Raw genomic sequence first — 19518 nt, 5'->3', positions numbered from 1 at the left:
CCGCTTCACCAGAAAAGAGAGAAACCATGGATTTCAGCCCTAACCCCCTGCACGACGACATCAGGTCCTCCGTGCGTGACCTCTGCAAGAGCTTCCCGGATGAATACTGGATGGAACACGACGACTCCAAGGAGTTCCCGTGGGACTTCTACAACGCCGTGGCCGACGGCGGCTGGCTGGGTCTGACCATTCCGGAGGAATACGGCGGAGGCGGACTCGGAGTCACCGAGGCAGCCATCGTCGAGCAGGAAATCGCTGCCTCCGGGGCAGGGATGGGCGGCTGCAGCGCCGTGCACATCGGGATCTTCGGCTTTGAGCCGATCATCAACCATGGCAGCCAGGACCTCAAGGACCGCTTCCTCAAGCGCGTTGTCACCGGCGAGCTGCACACCTCCTTCGCGGTTACCGAGCCGGATGCCGGGACCGACACCTCCAACATCTCCACGTTCGCTCGAAAGGTGGACGGCGGCTACCGGATTTCGGGCCAGAAGGTGTGGATCACCAAGGCCCAGGAGGCCGAGCGCATGCTCATCCTCGCCCGCTCCAGCCCGCGCGACCCCAACGGCAAGCGCACCGCGGGCATGACCCTGTTCTTCGCCGAAATGGACCCGGCGCACGTCTCGATCCGCCCGATCCCCAAGATGGGGCGCAACGCGGTGGACACCAACGAACTGTTCATCGACGATCTCTTCGTGGCCGACGAAGACGTGGTCGGGGAGGTCGGCCACGGCTTCCGTGCCATTCTCGGCGGATTGAACGCCGAGCGGGTCATCTCGGCCAATGCGGCCCTGGGCATCGGCAAGGCGGCCTTGCGCCGCGGCGTGCGCTACGCCAACGAGCGCGAGGTCTTCGGACGCCCGATCGGCAAGAACCAGGGCATTGCTTTCCAGCTCGCCGAAGCCCAGATCCGGCTCGACGCCGCCGAGGCCGTGGTGCAAAAAGCGGCCTGGATGGTGGACAACGGCCTGCCCTGCGGCCGCGAGGCCAACGCGGCGAAGTACCTCTGCGCGGAGGCCGGCTTCTTCGCCGCCGACGTCGCGCTGCAGGTGCACGGCGGGTTCGGCTACGGCAAGGAATTCCACGTGGAACGCTACTTCCGCGAAGCCCGGCTGATGCGCATCGCGCCGATCAGCCAGGAAATGGTGCTGAACTACTTCTCCGAGCACGTCCTCGGGTTGCCGAGGAGCTACTGATGCGCGCCTACCGCTCCATCCTCTTTGTCCCCGGGCACCGTCCGGATTGGGTCCAGAAGGCGATCGATGCCGGGGCGGACTGCGTGGTGCTGGATTTGGAGGATTCCGTTCCCTCGGCCGAGAAAGTCAAGGCGCGTGCCCTGGTGGCGGAATCCATCAGCCGAGTGCGCACCGTGAACACCGAGGTCGGGCTCTTCGTCCGGGTCAATCCGCTCGCCACGCGGTTGACCGGCGGGGACCTCGAGGCGGTCGTGGTGCCCGGGTTGACCGGAATCTTCGCACCAAAGATCGAACAAGCCACCGACGTGCTGCAATACGACGCGTTGCTTGACCACTTCGAGGAGCGCAACGGGGTCGGACAGCTGGAGTACATTGTGCCCGTCGAAACCGTCCAGGCCATCCAGAACTGCCGCGAAGTGGCGCTGAGTTCGCCGCGTGTCGGGGCCATGATCGGCCCCAGCGCCGAGCATGCGGACATTGCGCGCGCCGTCGGCTACGAATGGACCCCCGAGGGCACGGAGACGCTCTACCTGCGAAGCCGTGTGCTGCTTGCCTGCCGGGAGGCAGACATCCATGCACTGACCGGGCTCTGGGAGGACCTGGAAAACCTGGACGGGCTGCGCGAGTTCGCGCTCCGCGGCCGGCAGCTGGGCTTCCGGGGCATGATCGCGATCCATCCGAAGCACGTGGCAACGGTCAACGCGGTCTTCTCACCCTCGGCCGAGGACATCTCGTTCTACGAGGGCCTGGCCAAGGCCTACGAGGCTGCGGCCGCCGACGGAACCGGAGCGCTGCGCTACCGGGGATTGCATATCGACAAGGCACATTACGACAAGGCCGTTGAGTGGCTAGACCGCGCGGCACAGATTTCGACAGGAGCAAACAGATGACAATGCGCGGACTGTGGTTCGAGGAATTCGAGGCGGGTGCCCACTACAAGCACGCCCTGACCCGGACCATCACGGAAATGGACAACGTCATGTTCACATCGCTGACCATGAACCTGCAGCCACTGCACCTTGATGAGGAATTCTCCAAGAACTCCATCCACGGGCAGCGGGTGCTCAACAGCCTCTTCACGGTGGCGCTGATCGGCGCCTTCCACGTCCCGGAGCTGACCATGGGGACGACCCTGGGCAACCTCGGCTACGACTCCATCAAGTTCCCGAACCCCGTGTTCCACGGCGACACGCTCCGGGCCGAAACCACCATCATCAAGAAGCGCGAATCGAAGACCCGCACCGATTCCGGCATCGTCTGGTTCGAGCACATCGGGCTGAACCAGCGTAACGAGGTCGTCTGCGAAATGACCCGCGTCGGCCTGATGGCCACCCGGCCCAAGGAAGAGGTCCCATCATGACGGTTAGCACCGAAACCACGCAGAATCCGCTCAAGGACTGGGTCCCGGAGACGCGCACGCTCCTCATCGGTGACGCCCAGGTCCAGCCACAGGGCGAAACCTGGGACGTCTTCAACCCGGCCACGGAAGCCGTCATCGGCACCGTCGGCGGCGCGTCGAGCAACCAGGTCGATGCGGCCGTCGCCGCCGCGCGGAGCGCCTTCCCGGCCTGGGCGGCGCTGTCCGGAGAGGAACGTTCACGCCACATCCACCGGCTGGCGGACGTGCTCGAGGCCGCGGCGGACCGCCTGTTGCCCTCCATCGTCAACGAAGTGGGCACGCCCGTTGCGCTAGCCGAATACCTGCAGGTCAAGATGGCCGTCGAGGAGCATCTGCGCTGGGCCGCCGAGGCGGCCAAGGTGGACCGCACCCAGCACCTTGGGGGCTACGACAAGCCGCATCCGACGATGAGCGACGTCGTCCACCAGCCCGTCGGCGTCGTTGCCGCGATCACCGGCTACAACTACCCGCTGAACCTGGCCATCTTCAAGTTCGGAGCGGCGCTGGCAGCCGGCTGCACGGTCGTGCTCCTGCCCTCGCCGCGCACCCCGCTGACGACATTGTTCCTGGGCGACCTAATCCGCGAAGCCGGCCTGCCGCCCGGAGTCATGAACGTGATCATCGGAGGAGCCGACGTCGGCCAGCAGCTCTCCGCGCACCCCGGCGTCGACCGGGTCTCGTTCACCGGATCCGACGGCGTCGGAGCCAAGATCATGGAGCAGGCCGCCGCGAACCTGACCGGGGTAACCCTGGAACTGGGCGGAAAGTCCCCGACCCTGATCCTGCCCGGCGTCGACGTGCAGAAGATCGCCGTCGAGATGCACCTGCGCTGGGCCCGCAACGGCGGGCAGGGCTGTGCGGCGCTGGCTCGCATCCTGGTCCACGACAGCCTGTATGACGAATTCCTGGAAGCCGGCGCCTCGGCCTTCGACCAGATGATCGTGGGCGACCCCTGGGATCGGGCGACAAACGTCGGTCCCATGATCAGGCCGGACCACCAGTCGCGGGTGCAGGGTTTCATTGACGGTTCGGTGGCCGAGGGCGGCAGGAAGCTTCTTGAAGTGACCAAGCCGCTGCCGGAGAAGGGCTGGTTCGTCAATCCGGTGTTGCTCGGCGACATGCCGCACAGCGCCCGTGCCGTGCAGGAGGAGATCTTCGGTCCCGTGGCCGTCATCGTGCCGTTCAAGGACACCGACGAGGCGATCCGCCTGGCCAACGACACCCCGTACGGGCTGGCGGCCAATGTCTGGTGCGGCGAGGACCTGGTCGAGGGTCGCCGCGTCGCCGAGCAGATCCGCGCGGGTACCGTGTGGATCAACGGTGGTGGAGCCATGCGCCCCGATGCGCCCTTCGGCGGCTACGGCCGCTCCGGCGTCGGACGCGAGTTCGGCGAATGGGGCATGCAGGAGTATCTGGAGGTCAAGCACATCCAGTGGCGCGTTTAGACAAGTAGACAGGAACGCTGAAAGGCCCGGCTGCGCAGGCAGCCGGGCCCTTCAGCGTCTGCCGCCCCCCGGCGGGCCGGTGCGCAGAGCCACCGGGCGGCCGGCCGGAACGCCGTGGCCGGAGACGCATTTCGGCAGGTGTGCCGCGTCACGCCGGGGATCTGCGGGGATGCCGAAAAAGCGGGTACGGCAAATCGTTGACTCGCCCCAAGGCGTCAGATATGGTCCTAATCATACGCAGGGATTGACCCCGCGTCTGTATCTCACGTCACAGTCCGGCCTTCCCTCACGGGACCCGACGGCGGGACGTGTCCGCTACAACGAGGAGCAATCATGACGACGACCCAAGATTCACTCCAGAGCACAGACCTCGACACCGAGCAGATCCGCCGCCTCACCCACGAATACTCCTGGGCCATCGACAACTTCCTTCTGGATGAGCTTCTGGGGTTGTTTGCCGAGGATGCGGTTTTCGACATGCGCGGCTTCGGCGCCCCGGCGGAGTCCGTGGGGCACGAGGAAGTCCGCGCCACGTTCGCCGCGCTGATCGACAGCCTCTCCGGCTGCGTCCACCTCACCATGAACCACCTGATCGACGTGGACGGCGACACCGCCACCGGCACCGTCTACTGCCACGCCTTCGTGGTCAACCCCGACGGCAGCCGGGCGGACAACCTGGCCCTCTACGAGGACAGCTACGTCCGGTCCGGGGACGGTTGGAAGTTCAGCCAGCGTTCCGTGAAGCCGCTGCTTCCCGCGGCCTAGACCGCTCAGCGCCCGGCGCCGGCCACCCGGCTGCGCCGCGGCCACCCGCCCCCCGCAATTCCGCCGACCCAACATCCCGTTCAATCAGCAACACCGCTCCATCCGGATAACCAAACGAAGCGAGATTCTCATGGCACTAGATTCCGCAACAACAGCATTCCTCACGGCAGCGGCCGAGGCCGCCGGCCCCGACGCAAAACCCATGTGGGAGATGAACCCGACGGACGCGCGCGCAACAGCGGCCGGAATGGACGCGATGTACGGCAAGGGGCCGGAGATGCACCGAACGGACGACCATACGCTGACCGGAATCGACGGGGGCGCCTTCGAGGTCCGCATTCACGTTCCGGTGGCCAGCCCGGCCGGCGTCTTCGTCTACCTGCACGGCGGGGGCTGGGTGGTGAGCAACATCGACAGCTTCGACACGCTCGGCCGGCAGCTGGCGGAAAAGACCGGATGCGCGGTCGTGCTGGTGAACTACCGCAAGGCCCCGGAATTGCGCTACCCGATTGCCGTCGAGGATTCCTGGACGGCGCTGCGCTGGGCCGACGAGCACATGGAGCAGCTGGCCGGTGCCCGTGTCCCGCTGTTCGTGGGCGGGGACAGCGCCGGCGGCAACCTCTCCGCCGTCGTTGCCCTGCGTGCGCGCGACAACAACGGCCCGGCCCTGGCCCAGCAGATCCTCATCTACCCGGTCACCGACGCCGACTTCACCCGCGGCTCCTACGCGGAGGCAGAGAACCAGACGCTGCTCACCACCGACTTCATGAAGTGGTTCTGGGACCACTACGTACCCAACGTCGATGACCGCACCCAGCCCGAGGCCTCGCCGCTGCGCGCCGAATCCCTCGAGGGTGTTGCCCCGGCCCTGGTCATCACCGGTGCCCACGACGTGCTGCGAGACGAGGGCGAGGCATACGCGGAACGGTTGAAGGAAGCAGGCGTGAGGACCGAACACCGCCGCTGGCCGGGCCAGATGCACGGCTTCTTCTCCATGGTCAACGTGCTTCCTGCGGCGGCCGAGGCGATGGACTTCGTTGCGGCGACGGTCCGTGCCGAGCTCAAGGCAGAGGGTGCATGATGGGCGCCAACCGCGAAGTGGACGTCGCAATCGTCGGAGCCGGCTTCTCCGGCTTGTACATGTTGCACAAGTTGCGCCAGCAGGGCCTGTCCGCCGTCGTCTTCGAACGCGGCAACGGGGTTGGCGGCACATGGTTCTGGAACCGCTATCCGGGTGCCCGCTGCGACGTGGAAAGCCAGGACTACTCCTACTCCTTCTCTCCCGAGCTGGAGCAGGAATGGGAATGGACCGAGCGCTACCCTGCCCAGCCGGAAATCCTCGGCTACCTGAACCACGTCGCGGACCGGTTCGACCTGCGCCGGTCCATCGAGCTTGATACGGAAGTCACCGCCGCGACCTTCGACGAGGAGGCCAACCGCTGGTCGGTCACCACCGGCCTTGGGGAGACCCTTCGGGCGAAGTACGTCGTCATGGCGACTGGTTGCCTCTCCAACGGGCGGGTCCCGGATTTCGACGGCATGGATTCATTCGCCGGGGAGGTCTACCACACCGGATCCTGGCCGCAGGAGGGTGTTGACTTCACCGGAAAGCGGGTGGGTGTCATCGGCACCGGCTCGTCCGGAATCCAGGCCATTCCGGAAATCGCGGCGCAGTCCGAGCACCTGACCGTCTTCCAACGGACCCCGAGCTTCAGCGTCCCGGCGCGGAACGCGCCTTTGGATCCCCAGTTCCTGCAGGAGGTCAAGGCCGACTACCCGCGGCGCCGGGAAGTCGCCCGCCGTTCGCCGACCGGTCTGCCGTTCCTCGGCAACCAGGCGCTGGCCATGGACGTCACCGAAGAGGAACGCCGGGACACCTACGAGTCGCTGTGGGGAGCGGGCGGTTTCAGGATCGGCGGCGCCTTCGCCGACCTGATTGTCAACCAGGAGGCCAACGACACCCTGGCCGCCTTCATCCATTCGAAGATCGACGAGGTGGTCGAGGACCCGAGCATCGCCGAGAAGCTGAAGCCCCGGGACTACCCGGTCAGCACCAAGCGCATCTGCGTCGACTCCAACTACTACGCGACATTCAACCGCAAGAACGTCCGGCTCGTCGACGTCCGCGAGTCTCCCATCGTCGGATTCGACGAACGGGGACTGAAGACCCAGGCCGCCGAATACGAGTTCGATGCTGTCGTCTTCGCGACCGGATTCGACGCGATGACCGGCGCGCTGCTGGGCCCGGAGATCAACGGAGTCAACGGCGTCGCATTGCGCGACCACTGGGACGCAGGGCCGCGCACATACCTGGGGTTGTCCACCGTCGGATTCCCCAACCTGTTCATCGTTGCGGGACCCGGATCGCCGTCAGTGCTCACCAACATGGTCTCGGCCATCGAGCAGCACGTCGAGTGGATCAGCGACCACCTCGCCCATGTGGAGGAACTGGGACTAAGTCGGTCCGAGGCAACATTGGAAGCCGAGGACGGCTGGGTGGAGCAGGTAAACGGGATCGCCGACATGACGCTGTTCAGCAACGCGAATTCCTGGTACCTCGGGGCCAATGTTCCGGGCAAGCCCCGGGTTTTCATGCCCTACGCGGGCGGCTTCGGAGCCTACCGCGAAACCTGCGACGCGGTGGCCGCCGACGGCTATCGAGGCTTCGTCCTCAGCTAGCCGGCCCCCAGCACCTTCCCACGCGTGATCCCGCCCTGCGCGGGCGGGATCACGCGCCCCGAAACCAAGGAGATTTCCATGACCCTGACCACAGTAATTGTTGGAGCCGGAAGCGGCGGAGCGGCCCTTGCCGCGCGCCTGACGGAGGACCCTAGCCAGCGCGTAGTCCTCATCGAGGCCGGACCGGACTACGAGGAACTGGCGCTTGTGCCCGAGGACGTGCGCGACGCCAAGGAAATGAGCGTCCAAAAACACGACTGGGGCCTCAAGGCCTACTTCCTCGAGCCGCCGACGGCCCGCGAGGCCATGCCCTACGCCCGCGGCCGCATCGTGGGCGGATCCTCGTCCGTCAACGCCGCCATCGCCGAACGGGCGACCAAGGAGGACCTCGACACCTGGGTGGCCGCCGGAAACCCCGAATGGTCGTACGAGAAGACGCTGCCCTTCTTCGCGCGGCTGGAAAACGACCTCGACTTCCCCGACGCCCCGGGACACGGTTCCTCCGGTCCGGTGCCGATCACGCGACACTTCGAGGACCAGTGGCCCGCCATCACACGGGCTTTCGCCCAGGCCTGCGAGGAGCGGGGCTTCGCGAAGGTCGAGGACTTCAACGCGGAATCCTCCTCCGGGTACGGCCCGGTGCCCCGGAACCTGATCGGCGAAGAGGAGCTGCGCGCAGGCGCACTGCTCACCTACCTCGCCGAAGCCCGCAACCGGCCGAACCTGGAGATCCGGGCCAACACCCTGGCCCGCCGGGTGCTCTTCAACGGCACCACCGCCGTGGGCGTGGAGACCGAGGTGGACGGCCGGATCGAGAACGTGACGGCCGACCGCGTGGTGCTGGCCGGAGGCTCCTTCCACACGCCGCACCTGATGATGCTCTCCGGGATCGGTCCGCGGCAAGTCCTTCAAGAGCACGGCATCGAGCCGGTCATCGTCAACGAGGCCGTGGGCAGGAACCTCCAGGACCACCCGTTCTCCCCGCTGGTGGCGCTGCTTAAGGAGAAGACCGACAAGGGCGGGGTGCGCGCACAAGTCAAGTACAGCACCGGCACCGAGAACCTGGTCGACGACATGATGATCTTCGCGGCCGTGCTGGACCCGGCGACGATGAACATCCCCGCCGACACCAAGGGCCGCAAGGCCCTGATGATGAACAACCTGCTCGCCAAGCCGCACTCGGCCGGCTGGGTCACCCTCTCCTCGGCCGATCCCCATGACCAACCCGAGATCCACGTGAACTTCCTCTCCCACCCGCTGGACATCGAGCGGCTCAAGGGGTCCATGCGCAAGTCATGGGACATGATCACCTCATCTCCCATGCGTGAGGAGATCGAGGAGATCTGCTTCCTGGATGCAGAGACGATCAACGACGACGCGAAGCTCGAAGCCTATATCCGGGCCTTCGCCTCCACCTCCCTGCACGCCGCGGGAACCTGCCGCATGGGGCCGGTCGGGGATCCGGATGCGGTCGTTGACCAGTACCTCGGCGTCCACGGCGCACAGAACCTCTGGGTTGCCGATGCCTCGGTGATGGTCAACGTGACCACCGGACTGACGAACCTGACGGCCTTCATGATCGGCGAGCGTCTGGCCGAGTGGCTTCGGAACGGAACACAGTCCGAGTCCCACCCCGCCGAGCTGGTCTTCCAGGCGCCGTAAGGGGGGGGGCGGCGACATGACGGAGACGATGGGTACTACGGCAGCAGCGGACGCGCGGCGAGGTTCGGTTGCGGACCTGGAGGCCCTGCGACGGCTCACCCACGAGTATTCCCGGGCGGTGGACTCGTCACGGCTTGAGGACGTCGTGGACATGTTCGTGGCCGACGCCGAATGGGATGTCACCGATTTCGGCATGGGGGTGGTGCGGGGGACGGAGGAGATCCGGGAGTTCTTTGCCGGCCTGATCCACAACACCCGGCACCGGTGCCATCTGGCCCTGAACCACATGATCGACATCGATGGCGATGCCGCCTCGGCGAGGGTCTATCTCCACGCCGTGGTCGTCATGGCAGACGGCCGGCGCGACGAATCGGTCGGCTACTACACCGATGACTACAGCCGGACGACGCAGGGGTGGAAATTCCGCCGGCGTGCGGCCCATCCACTGCTGCCCCCGCCGCCGCCGCCGGTCTAAGTGTCCGGGGACGACAGGCTTTCACCGAATCACACCGCAGGCACGACCAATCTGGAGGAACAGACATGACAACCACAACCTCAGCAGCATCCTCGGCGCAATCGCAAACCCTGCCGAGCTACGACAAGCTGCTCATCGGCGGCCACTGGGTCGCCCCGTCCAGCGACGCGGTCATCGAGGTGGTCTCGCCGATCACCGGTGAAGTGATTGCCACCGTGCCGGAGGCGCAGGAAGCCGACATGGATGCCGCCGTCGCCGCGGCGCGCAAGGCCTTTGACGAGGGACCATGGCCCCGGATGACGCCGGCGGAGCGGGCCGAAATCCTGCGCCGCGTGGGCGCGGAAATCAAGAAGCGGGTCCCGGCCATGTCCACGGCCTTCACCGCCGAGATCGGCGCCCCCGCCGCCGCAAGCAACGCCTTCCACGAGAACGCAGTCAAGGTCTGGGATGACGTCGTCACGCTGCACGAGCGGTTCACTTTCGAGGAGAAGCGAAGCTGGGAGGGCGGCAGCGGCCTGCTGGTGCGCGAGCCGATCGGCGTTGTGGCCACGATCCTGCCCTGGAACGGACCGGTGGCGACCGCGTCGCTGAAGTTCGCCCCCGCCCTGGCTGCGGGCTGCACCGTGGTGGTCAAGCCGGCGCCCGAAGGCCCCATCAGCATGATGATGCTGGCCGAGGCACTCGAGGCGGCCGGCCTGCCCGAGGGCGTCATCAGCCTGCTGCCCGCCGGCCGGGAAGTGGGGGAGTACCTGGTTCGGCACAAGGACGTCGACATGATCACGTTCACCGGCAGCACGGTGGCCGGCCGAACCATCATGGGCATTGCCGCCGAGCGCATCGCCCGCGTCACGCTCGAACTGGGCGGCAAGTCGGCGGCAATCATCACCGATGACGTCGATCTTGATACGGTCTTCCCGCAGCTGGTGTTCTTTGGCATCGGCCACTCCGGCCAGGTGTGTGCCGCGCTGACCCGGATCCTGGTCCCGCGCCAGCGTCAGGAAGAAGTCATCGAGCGGATCAAGGCCGTGATGGAAAGCGTCAAGATCGGGGATCCCCGCGAAGTCGATACCGTTATCGGTCCGCTGGCCGCCGAGCGCCAGCGCGACCGGGTCGAGTCCTACATCGAGATCGGCAAGAGCGAAGGGGCGCGACTGGTGACCGGCGGCGGCAGGCCTGCGGGCCTGGATACCGGCTGGTACGTCGAGCCGACCCTGTTTGCAGACGTCACTCCAGGAATGAGGATCGCGCAGGAGGAAATTTTCGGCCCCGTGCTGTGCGTGATCCCCTATGACTCGATCGACGAGGCCGTGGCCGTGGCCAACGGGACCGAGTACGGGCTCTCAGGTGCCGTCTACGCCAAGGACGACGCGACGGCCGAGGCCATCGCGCGTCGGATCCGGACGGGGCAAATCTCCGTGAATTCCTGGGGCATGAACGTGCTCCAGCCGTTCGGGGGCTACAAGCAGTCCGGGCTGGGTCGCGAGGGCGGCGTCGAGGGGCTTTCCGAGTTCCTCGAGACGAAGCTCATCCAGCTTCCGTAGCAGCGGCGGCAGGGGAGGGTGGCCAGGCGTACACCGGTGGCCACCCTCCCGGCTTTCCCGTGACGAACCGGCCCCGCACCCGGCATCATCGTCGATGCGGACGGTGCTTCCTTGAAGCGGCAATCGCCGTGCGCCACGTGGCCACGTCGAGGACTCCGGTCCTGGCAACCAACATCAACGCACTTTCAACAGAAACGAGAACAGCCCCATGCGCGCAGCAATCATGCACGAGACCGGTTCACCCTTGGTCATTGAAGAGGTCGAGATTGATGACCCGATGCCTGGTGAGGTACTGGTCAAGGTGCTGGCAAGCGGACTTTGCCACAGCGACCTCCACGTCATCCAGGGAAAACTAACGAATCCGCTCCCCGTCATTCTTGGACACGAGGCCGCGGGCGTGGTCGAAGCCGTGGGCGCCGGAGTCACTTACGTTTCCCCGGGCGACAGGGTCGTTACCTTCCCGCTTCCCTTCTGCGGAGAATGCGACGAATGCATGCTCGGTCGGCCGAACCTCTGTAGCGCAAAGCCAAATCGCACACCGGAGGATGCGCCGCGAGTGCGGTCGCGCGGACAGGCCGTGGGAACCTATTCGTTCGTGGGCGGTTTCGCTGAAAAGATGCTCGTCCATGAACGGTCCGTGGTGCGGATTCCCGACGAAGTCCCGATCGAGGTGGCGGCGCTGTTGGGGTGCGGCGTGGTTACGGGTGTCGGTGCGGTTGCCAACACCGCGAAGGTGAAACCGGGCGAGACGGTGGCAGTCATCGGGTGCGGCGGCGTGGGTCTGAATGTCATCCAGGGGGCACGCTTGGCCGGTGCCGGACGAATCATTGCCATTGACCGGGTCGCCTCCAAGCTGGATCACGCCCGGAAAATGGGCGCCACCGACGTCATCGATGCGAGCCTCGTGGATCCCGTTGCCGCGGTGCAGGAGCTGTGCGGGGGCGTCGACCACGCGCTCGAAGTGGTTGGCCTGGCTCAGACCTTTGAGCAGGGCTTGGCCATGCTGGGTGCCGGCGGCACCCTGACCTTGGTGGGTGCTCCGCCGGAAACCGCAACCGGTTCGGTGCACCTATTGTCCCTGCTCTGGGAGCGACGGGTGCAGGGCAGCCTCATGGGGTCGGCCAGGTCCCGGGTCGACATTCCCCGGCTGGCGCAGCACTACCTCGCCGGGAACCTTGAGCTCGACTCGCTCGTCTCGCGGCGGATCAAGCTCGAAGAGATCAACGAGGGTTTCGAGGACATGCTCAGCGGAGAAGTAGCGCGGACCGTCATCGTCTTCGACTGATCCCCGTCCCCGCCGCTCCGCGTCCAGCGTGCAAGAAGAACTGCCCCGCCGTCCGGCGGGGCAGTTCTTCTTGCACAGAAGTTCGGGCTCCGTCGTCGGGTCGCCGCCGCTCCGCTATTCCTCGATGATGCGCAGGGAGCGTTCCGGGCAACTGACGACGGACAGGCGCCCTTCGTCCTGGAATTCCGGGGCAATCGGGTTCGACGGCTGGATTGCCAGACCGTCCTCATCGGAAAGCGTGAACAGGTTCGGGGCGGTCATTTGGCAGACGCCGTGCCCCTGGCAGACGTTCCGGTCGAGTTCAATGCGCATCAATACTCCTCTTGGTTGTCTTCTCCGAACGGAGGTTGGCCACTCTGATACGGCCTGGTTCCCTGTATGAATTCTTCGTTGGGCCCTAGACTGGGCTTACGGTCCATTCTATTATAATAATTAGTAGATACAAGGACGAGTTTCGCCGCGGCGCCGTTCGTCCAGGCCACCAAGAGCCACAAACGTGAAGCAAAGGGGAGTTCTATGACACAGCAAACGGACGCAGAGACTTCGGTACGGACCGATCGCCCGGTCGTCGAGTTCGACCACAATGCGGAGGCGCACAGCACCGATCCGGTTGCCAGCTACCGCGCCCTGCGGGAGAAGGCGCCGGTCGCGTGGACCGAGGCATGGGGCGGATACTGGGTCCTGAGTGGGTACGACGCCATCTTCGATGCCGCCCGCGATGATGAGATGTTTTCCTCGGCCCGAAGCATCCACGGCGGAGAAGGCCAGGCAATCCTCATTCCCAAGCGACCGATCTCGGAGCATTTCCCCATTGACCTCGACCCGCCGGCGTCCATGCCGTACCGCCGAATCATGAACCAGCTGCTCTCGCCCTCGAGGATCGAGGAGATGCGTCCGATGGTCGAGCGGTACACCGCACTCTTTATCGACGACATCATCGAAAGCGGCGAGGCCGATTTTGCGGCACTGACCGGCATTCCTTCCATCATCACAATCGACTGGCTGTCCCTGTCGCTTGAGGACTGGCGCCGCTATTCCTTCGCCCACCGCAAGGTCCTCTCCGCAGAATTGGACAGCCCCGAGTACATCAATGTCACCACGGAGGAACTTCCCGCCCTGGCGGAGAAGGTGAAGGCGGTCATCGCGGAGCGAAAGCTCAATCCAGGCGATGACCCCATCAGCTTCATCTTGGGCCACGAGATCGACGGCCGGCCGATCACCGAGGAGGAAACGCTGAACATGGTGGACTTGATCATCTCCGGGGGCGTGGGTACGGTTGCCTCGCTCAGCGGCCAGGCGCTCGAGTGGCTCTCTGCCAACCCCGATGTCCGCCAGAGGCTCATTGATGATCCCGGCCTGATGCAGAACGCCGTCGAGGAGTTCCTGCGTTATTTCTCCCCGACCCAGGCCCTTGCGCGTACCGTCGGCAAGGACGCCGACTTCCACGGCGTCAAGATCAAGGAAGGGGACCGGGCGCTGCTTGCCTGGTCCTCGGGAAACCGCGATGCCGCCGGTGGATTCGAGAACCCGGACGAGGTGGACATCGAACGCCTGCCTAACCGCCATATGTCGTTCGGTGTCGGCAGCCACCGGTGCGCCGGTTCCCACCTGGGGCGCCTGATGGCCAGGACCATCCTGACCCAGGTCCTGGAACGCATGCCCGACTATCAGGTGGACCATGCCAAGGTGACCCGCTACCCGCGGCAGGGTGTCAATACAGGCTTCGAGAAGCTGCCGGCGACGTTCACCCCGGGCAAGCGCCTGCTCGAAGAGCGACTCTAGCAATTCGGCCTGCCCGGCTGCGCCGGGCAGTTCAAGGCCCGGGCTGCCGCCCCTTTGGGGCGAAAGTTTCGGGCGCAGCTTCAGGAAACCGACGAGGATGACAGATATGAGCATGAGTGCCCCGGCCCGGCTTCAGGGCGGCGACGAGCCGGCGACACGCCCCGGGCTTTCCTGGGGGATCAAGGGCAGTTTTACGCGCTACATCGACTCGATGGCCGACGGGCGAAGGGGTGCTGGCCATGGCGCCACGGAGGCCGGCGAAGGGGTCTACTTCTTCGAGCTCGACGACGCATCCGGGTACGATCCGGCGATCCCGGAGGGGGTCGTCAAGTACCGAGGCGACGTGCGCTACAAGGGGCACGGGGGGATGCTTTTCGTCATGATTGTCGACCCCTGGATCGAGTTCCGCGACGCAGGCGCGGTCCTTACGGTCGTCGATGCCGAACGCTGGCCCAGCAAGGAGTGCCGCATCGAGCTCGCGACACTGGTGCCCGGCGCGCCGGCTGTCGGCCCGCTGCCGCAGGGCTGGGCGCAAGTGGACGCGCAGTTGACGCCAGCCGGCGTGGAGGTGTTTAACGGGGTCTACCAGGTCGGTGAGGTCATGGATCCGGTGAGGTTCCGCGCCCACGCCTAGACGGGTTGGAAGCGGTTGGATCCCCGGCCGCGCCTCGCCGGCAAGCCGGTTAGCGTCGGGGCCTTACGAAACATTTGGCCCCCAGTCCTGTTGCATCCGATCATTTATGGTTACAATCATGATCATGAATTCGGTAAACTTCCTGAACGAAAGGGAAAGAGCATGCCAAAGGTAACCTATACTTCGGCCAGCGGCGACATCAACGTCCTTGGCGGCAACAGTGGGGACTCCGTGATGGAAATTGCGGTGCGAAACGGCCTGCCGGGAATCGTGGCCGAGTGTGGCGGTTCCCTGGCTTGTTCCACCTGCCACGTGTTCGTCCGAGAAGAGGACCTGGAGGGCTTGGTGGCCATGGGTGAACTCGAGGATGAGATGCTCGACGGCACCACGGAGGAGCGCCGCGGCAACTCGCGGCTTTCGTGCCAGCTGAAGCTCGAAGCGGATGTCCACGTATACGTCGAAACACCGGAAAGTCAGGTCTAAACGCCATGTCGGAGAACTGCGGAATCCTCATTATCGGCGCCTCGCAGGCTGGCGTGCAGCTCGCCAGCTCCCTTCGGGAAATGGGGTATGCCGATCCGATCACCCTCATCGGCGCCGAGCGGCACGCCCCGTACCAGCGGCCGCCACTGTCCAAGACCTTCCTGCAAGGACTCGTCACGGCGGAGACGCTGGCGTTCAGGACCCGGGACTTCTACGAGAAAAACAACATCGATCTGGTCCTGGGCGAGCGGATCGTGTCGATCGACAAGAACTCTGACGGCGCGGGAACGGCGACCGCCGCCTCGGGCCGGCAGTTCACCTTCGGCCGGCTGGCCCTGACCACGGGAGCGCGGCCGCGCAAGCTGCAGCTGGAAGGCTCTGAACTCGACGGCGTTCTCTACCTGCGCGATGCCGACGACGCCGAGGGCTTGAAGACCCGGCTGGAAGACGCCCGGAACGTCGTCGTGGTCGGCGGAGGCTTCGTGGGGCTGGAGGCTGCCGCGAGCGCCCGGAAGCTGGGCAAGACAGTGTCCGTTCTCGAGGCGGCACCCCGGCTCATCGGCCGGGCGGTCGGGGAGGCCACCTCGGACTTCTTCCTGGGCGCGCACCGGTCGCGCCACGTGGACATCACGCTGGACGCCCGGATCACGCGATTTGTCGGCGACGGGCAAGGTCGGGTCACCGGCGTCGAGCTGGAGGGAGGCAAGACCGTGCCGGCCGACGTCGTGCTGGTGGGCGTCGGCGTCGTTCCCCGAACGGAAATCGCCGAAGCCCTCGGCTTGGCCTGCGGCAACGGGATCGCCGTGGACGAACATTCGCTGGCTTCCGACGGCACCACGCTCGTCGCCGGGGACTGTGCGGACATGCCCAACCCGCTGCCGCGCGAAGGTGCGCCGGAGCGCCTGCGGCTCGAGAGCGTCAACAACGCCGTGGAGCAGGCACGCAATGCCGCCGCCACGATCGTCGGGAACAAGGTTGCCTACCGCATGGTGCCGTGGTTCTGGTCCGACCAGGGCGACCTGAAGCTGCAGATGGCCGGACTCTCTGCGGGGCATGACCGGGTTGTGCTGCGCGGTTCGATCGCCGACGAGAAGTTCTCCGTGATCTACTACCGAGACGGGCGGGTCATTGCCGTGGATTGCATCAACAACCCGGTGGATTTCATGGCAGTCAAGACGCTCCTGGCCAAAGGGCTCAATGTTCCGGCCGACAGGGCCGGCGACTCAGGCACCCCGCTCAAGAAGATGATGACGGAGCTGGAGCCGGCTTCCTGATCGTTGGCGGGGTGGAGGAGTATAATAGTCGGACTATACTTATGATTCGATTATTACGCGGCCGCGTAGCGGCCACCTCACACAAGGAGAACCCATGCAGACCTCGTTACGGCCGCAAAAGACGGCCGTGCTGGTGGCCCAGCGCATTGTCGCCGACATCCAGCGTCGGGGGAATGTGCCGGGAGATCGCCTGCCCCCCGAGCGGATCATGCTCGAGGAGTACAACATCGGGCGCGGAACCTTGCGGGAGTCGCTGCGCTTCCTCGAGCTGCAGGGCATCATCATGCTTAAGCCAGGGCCCGGTGGCGGGCCCGTGGTGCAACAGCCGGATGGCGGCGGCCTGGCCACGGCACTGACCCTCTTGCTGCAGTTCGAAAACGCGCCGTTCAGGACCATTACCGAAGCCCGGACGGCCCTCGAGCCGATGATGGCGCAACTCGCGGCGACGCGGATGAGCGAGGAGCAGCTTGCTGCGCTGAAGTACACCGTGGACCATATGCTCGACAAGGTGGGGGATGAATCCGTCTTTCTCGAGATGAACAAGCGGTTCCACGACATCATTGCCCGCAACTCCGGCAACGCCCTGTTCGGCCACCTCACGGATACCCTCCTGGGAATGCTTGACGGATCGGCCATCGGCGTCGATTACCCGGAGCACCGCAGGGTCGCGGTCCACAAGGCCCACTCTGCGATCTATGAGGCATTGGCTGCGAAGGACCCGGCCTCTGCGGCGAGCGCGATGCGTGAACACATTCTCGAGTACGCAAACTATGTCGAGCGCAAGTTCCCCGACGTCCTGAACACGCCGATTTCCTGGACCTTGTAGCTGCTCCGATCGGACGGATCCTGTCGGATGAGTCTGGCTCCATAATCTAGGATAACGATTGTAAGTATCTCCCTGCGATGCTAGCGTCTTTCTTGTGATGTGGGCCATGGTTTGGCCACCGGTCGCCTATGGCGTGCCCGGGACGCCAGCCTGGCGTCGCGGCCGACCCGCCACGGAGAAAACCTCCTGTTTCGTGCGGTTGGCCGCCGCCCAACTCCGAATACCGATACAGGGGAGTAGTTAATGAACAGCAGTACAAATCGTTCCACGTATGACGTGGTAGTTCTGGGCAGTGGGGCGTCTGGCCTGTGCGCAGCGCTCGCGGCGGCCGATGGCGGTGCCACGGTGGGCGTCTTCGAGAAGGCGCCCGTCGTTGGCGGCACCACCTGCCTGTCAAGCGCCGTGGCGTGGATGCCGAACAACAGATACGCCCGGGAACAAGGGGTCCAGGACTCCCGTGCCGATGCGCTGGCCTACCTGCAGTCCCTGTCCAACGGCATGATCCTCCCCGAAATGGCCGAGGCCTTCGTCGACACGATTCCCGAGCTGTTGGACTGGCTCGAGACCACGCCGCTGAAGATGTCTCTGGTTCCGGGATACCCCGACTACCACCCCGAGCGACCCGGCGGAAAGCCTGGCGGGGGGCGATCCATCGAACCGCAGCTGTTCTCGCTGGAAGGTCTGGGCGAATGGGCGGGGCGCCTTGGTGGCACGCCGCGCCGGATGCTCGTGGGGGAGACTCCCATCGGAGGCGGCACCGGCTTCCTGCCGCCGGAAAAGGGACGGGAGCGCGAGGAACACCAGGTGGAGGGGCTGGGGCGCGCCATGGTTGCTGCGCTTTTGCAGGGATGCCTGGAGCGCGGGGTCGAGGTCCACCTCGGGGAGCGTGCCGTGGAGCTGCGCCTTGAGGACGGAGCCGTCAGTGGGGTCGTTCTGGAAGGCCCGCAGGTGCGTCACGAGGTCACGGCCCGACAGGGGGTCGTACTGGCGACCGGGGGATTCGAGTGGGACAAGGATCTGGCCCGGGACTTCCTGCGAGGGCCGATCAGCCATCCCGCCAGCGTTCCCACCAACACCGGCGACGGCCTGCGCATGGCCATGCGCATCGGTGCCAGCCTCGGGAACATGCGCGAGGCTTGGTGGGCGCCGGTGTGCACGCTGCCGGGCGAGAACGCGTTTGGCACCCAGCCCGTGTACCTGGTGCAGCGCGAGCGCACCGTGCCGCATTCGATCATGGTGAACCGCGAGGGCAAGCGGTTTGCCAACGAGGCGGCGAACTACAACGCCATGGGCGGGGCGTTCCATGAACTCGATCCAACCTCATTCGACTACCGGAACATCCCCTGCTGGGTCGTCTTCGACGCCCGGATGATGGAACGCTTCGGGGGCTTCGGCACGGCCCCGGGAGAACCGGTGCCCTCATGGATCATGAGGTCGGACTCGGTCGCGGGCCTGGCAGGGCTGATCGGGGTGCCGGCCGACGCGCTGGTGGAGACGATCGAGCGCTGGAATGGGCACGCCAAGCAGGGATCCGACCCCGATTTCGGGCGCGGCGAGAGCTCCTTCGACGGCTTTGTCGGCAACCGGGACGGATATCCGGGAGCGGACTCCACATTCGGTCCGCTGGAGCGGGCCCCCTACTACGCCGTGGAACTGCACAGCAGCACCTTGGGTACCAAGGGAGGCCCACGCACCACTCCCAGCTCGGAGGTCTTGTCCGTCGACGGCAAAGTCATCCCCGGCCTCTTCGCCGCAGGCAATGTCATGGCCGGGCCCACCGGCATGGTGTACGGCGGTGCCGGTGGAACCCTTGGCCCGGGACTGGTGTTCGGCTATCTGGCGGGCCGCACCGCGGCCGGCAGGACGACGGCGGAGGCACGGCCCGGGTCACCCACGGTGCTGCTCGCCTAGGACGCCCCCAACCCATGACAAGCCCCCCGCACCAATTTTGAACTGGTCCCCGAAAGTTGGACTCGGTAAGTAAAAGTCTACGCAGCCAGTGCCTGGGCCCGGTATTTCATCGGGCTCAGGCACTCGAGCGTTAACGAGATGCGGTCATGGTTGTACCAGTGGAT

The 19518-nt window shown here is 65.6% G+C and carries 19 protein-coding genes; 17 read left to right on the top strand and 2 right to left on the bottom strand.

Annotated features, from left to right (window positions below):
* The first annotated feature begins 26 nt into the window (after window positions 1-26).
* The 11 genes from ACLQ7E_RS11660 to ACLQ7E_RS11610 all read left to right on the top strand — a co-directional run bounded on the left by ACLQ7E_RS11660 (window position 27) and on the right by ACLQ7E_RS11610 (window position 12444).
* Window positions 27-1193, top strand: coding sequence for an acyl-CoA dehydrogenase family protein (locus ACLQ7E_RS11660; protein ID WP_411732741.1), 1167 nt, complete (start codon window positions 27-29; stop codon window positions 1191-1193).
* Entirely contained in the window at window positions 1193-2083 is an 891-nt protein-coding gene (locus ACLQ7E_RS11655; RefSeq protein WP_411732740.1) for an HpcH/HpaI aldolase/citrate lyase family protein, read from the top strand. The genes ACLQ7E_RS11660 and ACLQ7E_RS11655 overlap by 1 nt, the downstream gene beginning before the upstream one ends.
* The gene (locus ACLQ7E_RS11650) at window positions 2080-2553 is read left to right on the top strand and encodes a MaoC family dehydratase (protein ID WP_411732739.1); all 474 of its coding nucleotides are present in this window, start codon (window positions 2080-2082) and stop codon (window positions 2551-2553) included. The genes ACLQ7E_RS11655 and ACLQ7E_RS11650 overlap by 4 nt, the downstream gene beginning before the upstream one ends.
* Window positions 2550-4037 carry an aldehyde dehydrogenase family protein gene (locus ACLQ7E_RS11645; protein WP_411732738.1) on the top strand — a complete coding sequence of 496 codons (1488 nt, stop codon included), beginning with the start codon at window positions 2550-2552 and terminating at the stop codon, window positions 4035-4037. The genes ACLQ7E_RS11650 and ACLQ7E_RS11645 overlap by 4 nt, the downstream gene beginning before the upstream one ends.
* A gap of 333 nt (window positions 4038-4370) precedes the next feature.
* Complete coding sequence (locus ACLQ7E_RS11640; RefSeq protein WP_411732737.1) at window positions 4371-4802, top strand: nuclear transport factor 2 family protein; 432 nt, start codon at window positions 4371-4373, stop codon at window positions 4800-4802.
* A 130-nt stretch (window positions 4803-4932) separates the two neighbouring features.
* On the top strand, window positions 4933-5883 hold the full coding sequence (locus ACLQ7E_RS11635; protein ID WP_411732736.1) for an alpha/beta hydrolase: 951 nt from the start codon (window positions 4933-4935) through the stop codon (window positions 5881-5883).
* The gene (locus ACLQ7E_RS11630) at window positions 5880-7481 is read left to right on the top strand and encodes a flavin-containing monooxygenase (RefSeq protein ID WP_411732735.1); all 1602 of its coding nucleotides are present in this window, start codon (window positions 5880-5882) and stop codon (window positions 7479-7481) included. The genes ACLQ7E_RS11635 and ACLQ7E_RS11630 overlap by 4 nt, the downstream gene beginning before the upstream one ends.
* A 78-nt stretch (window positions 7482-7559) precedes the next feature.
* Window positions 7560-9143 carry a GMC family oxidoreductase gene (locus ACLQ7E_RS11625; RefSeq protein ID WP_411732734.1) on the top strand — a complete coding sequence of 528 codons (1584 nt, stop codon included), beginning with the start codon at window positions 7560-7562 and terminating at the stop codon, window positions 9141-9143.
* A 16-nt stretch (window positions 9144-9159) separates the two neighbouring features.
* Window positions 9160-9618, top strand: a complete 459-nt coding sequence (locus ACLQ7E_RS11620; RefSeq protein ID WP_411732733.1) for a nuclear transport factor 2 family protein — start codon at window positions 9160-9162, stop codon at window positions 9616-9618.
* A gap of 65 nt (window positions 9619-9683) precedes the next feature.
* Complete coding sequence (locus ACLQ7E_RS11615) at window positions 9684-11159, top strand: aldehyde dehydrogenase (protein WP_411732732.1); 1476 nt, start codon at window positions 9684-9686, stop codon at window positions 11157-11159.
* 208 nt (window positions 11160-11367) lie between these two features.
* Window positions 11368-12444: a Zn-dependent alcohol dehydrogenase gene (locus ACLQ7E_RS11610; RefSeq protein WP_411732731.1), complete on the top strand. Its 1077-nt coding sequence runs from the start codon at window positions 11368-11370 to the stop codon at window positions 12442-12444.
* A 114-nt stretch (window positions 12445-12558) separates the two neighbouring features.
* On the opposite strand, the gene ACLQ7E_RS11605 is transcribed toward ACLQ7E_RS11610, so the two are convergent.
* A complete protein-coding gene (locus ACLQ7E_RS11605; RefSeq protein WP_411732730.1) occupies window positions 12559-12756 on the bottom strand; it encodes a ferredoxin in 198 nt (65 codons plus the stop codon).
* A gap of 204 nt (window positions 12757-12960) precedes the next feature.
* Here ACLQ7E_RS11605 and ACLQ7E_RS11600 point away from each other — a divergent pair, with 204 nt between their 5' ends.
* From ACLQ7E_RS11600 to ACLQ7E_RS11575, 6 genes are all read left to right on the top strand, one after another.
* Window positions 12961-14226: a cytochrome P450 gene (locus tag ACLQ7E_RS11600; protein WP_411732729.1), complete on the top strand. Its 1266-nt coding sequence runs from the start codon at window positions 12961-12963 to the stop codon at window positions 14224-14226.
* Window positions 14227-14332: 106 nt separating this feature from the next.
* A complete protein-coding gene (locus ACLQ7E_RS11595; protein ID WP_411732728.1) occupies window positions 14333-14860 on the top strand; it encodes an HtaA domain-containing protein in 528 nt (175 codons plus the stop codon).
* A 162-nt stretch (window positions 14861-15022) separates the two neighbouring features.
* On the top strand, window positions 15023-15343 hold the full coding sequence (locus tag ACLQ7E_RS11590) for a 2Fe-2S iron-sulfur cluster-binding protein (protein WP_411732727.1): 321 nt from the start codon (window positions 15023-15025) through the stop codon (window positions 15341-15343).
* 5 nt (window positions 15344-15348) lie between these two features.
* A complete protein-coding gene (locus tag ACLQ7E_RS11585; protein ID WP_411732726.1) occupies window positions 15349-16617 on the top strand; it encodes an NAD(P)/FAD-dependent oxidoreductase in 1269 nt (422 codons plus the stop codon).
* Window positions 16618-16711: 94 nt separating this feature from the next.
* On the top strand, window positions 16712-17443 hold the full coding sequence (locus tag ACLQ7E_RS11580) for a FadR/GntR family transcriptional regulator (RefSeq protein WP_411732725.1): 732 nt from the start codon (window positions 16712-16714) through the stop codon (window positions 17441-17443).
* A gap of 243 nt (window positions 17444-17686) precedes the next feature.
* The gene (locus ACLQ7E_RS11575) at window positions 17687-19354 is read left to right on the top strand and encodes an FAD-dependent oxidoreductase (protein WP_411732724.1); all 1668 of its coding nucleotides are present in this window, start codon (window positions 17687-17689) and stop codon (window positions 19352-19354) included.
* Window positions 19355-19431: 77 nt separating this feature from the next.
* Here the strand turns inward: ACLQ7E_RS11575 and ACLQ7E_RS11570 are convergent, their stop codons facing one another.
* A complete protein-coding gene (locus ACLQ7E_RS11570; protein WP_411731500.1) occupies window positions 19432-19518 on the bottom strand; it encodes an IS3 family transposase in 87 nt (28 codons plus the stop codon).

Origin of the sequence: Paeniglutamicibacter sp., from assembly GCF_046714615.1 — a bacterium.
Classification (GTDB): domain Bacteria; phylum Actinomycetota; class Actinomycetes; order Actinomycetales; family Micrococcaceae; genus Paeniglutamicibacter.
The sequence above is the reverse complement of the archived record's forward strand: the minus strand, read 5'-3'. Positions and strand labels throughout refer to the sequence as shown.

Coding starts and splice junctions, on each gene's coding strand:
- ACLQ7E_RS11650 (WP_411732739.1), top strand. CDS start 2,080: ATGACAATGCGCGGACTGTGGTTCGAGGAATTCGAGGCGGGTGCCCAC.
- ACLQ7E_RS11635 (WP_411732736.1), top strand. CDS start 4,933: ATGGCACTAGATTCCGCAACAACAGCATTCCTCACGGCAGCGGCCGAG.
- ACLQ7E_RS11575 (WP_411732724.1), top strand. CDS start 17,687: ATGAACAGCAGTACAAATCGTTCCACGTATGACGTGGTAGTTCTGGGC.
- ACLQ7E_RS11625 (WP_411732734.1), top strand. CDS start 7,560: ATGACCCTGACCACAGTAATTGTTGGAGCCGGAAGCGGCGGAGCGGCC.
- ACLQ7E_RS11645 (WP_411732738.1), top strand. CDS start 2,550: ATGACGGTTAGCACCGAAACCACGCAGAATCCGCTCAAGGACTGGGTC.
- ACLQ7E_RS11605 (WP_411732730.1), bottom strand. CDS start 12,756: ATGCGCATTGAACTCGACCGGAACGTCTGCCAGGGGCACGGCGTCTGC.
- ACLQ7E_RS11640 (WP_411732737.1), top strand. CDS start 4,371: ATGACGACGACCCAAGATTCACTCCAGAGCACAGACCTCGACACCGAG.
- ACLQ7E_RS11655 (WP_411732740.1), top strand. CDS start 1,193: ATGCGCGCCTACCGCTCCATCCTCTTTGTCCCCGGGCACCGTCCGGAT.
- ACLQ7E_RS11610 (WP_411732731.1), top strand. CDS start 11,368: ATGCGCGCAGCAATCATGCACGAGACCGGTTCACCCTTGGTCATTGAA.
- ACLQ7E_RS11620 (WP_411732733.1), top strand. CDS start 9,160: ATGACGGAGACGATGGGTACTACGGCAGCAGCGGACGCGCGGCGAGGT.
- ACLQ7E_RS11615 (WP_411732732.1), top strand. CDS start 9,684: ATGACAACCACAACCTCAGCAGCATCCTCGGCGCAATCGCAAACCCTG.
- ACLQ7E_RS11585 (WP_411732726.1), top strand. CDS start 15,349: ATGTCGGAGAACTGCGGAATCCTCATTATCGGCGCCTCGCAGGCTGGC.
- ACLQ7E_RS11660 (WP_411732741.1), top strand. CDS start 27: ATGGATTTCAGCCCTAACCCCCTGCACGACGACATCAGGTCCTCCGTG.
- ACLQ7E_RS11580 (WP_411732725.1), top strand. CDS start 16,712: ATGCAGACCTCGTTACGGCCGCAAAAGACGGCCGTGCTGGTGGCCCAG.
- ACLQ7E_RS11590 (WP_411732727.1), top strand. CDS start 15,023: ATGCCAAAGGTAACCTATACTTCGGCCAGCGGCGACATCAACGTCCTT.
- ACLQ7E_RS11630 (WP_411732735.1), top strand. CDS start 5,880: ATGATGGGCGCCAACCGCGAAGTGGACGTCGCAATCGTCGGAGCCGGC.
- ACLQ7E_RS11600 (WP_411732729.1), top strand. CDS start 12,961: ATGACACAGCAAACGGACGCAGAGACTTCGGTACGGACCGATCGCCCG.
- ACLQ7E_RS11595 (WP_411732728.1), top strand. CDS start 14,333: ATGAGCATGAGTGCCCCGGCCCGGCTTCAGGGCGGCGACGAGCCGGCG.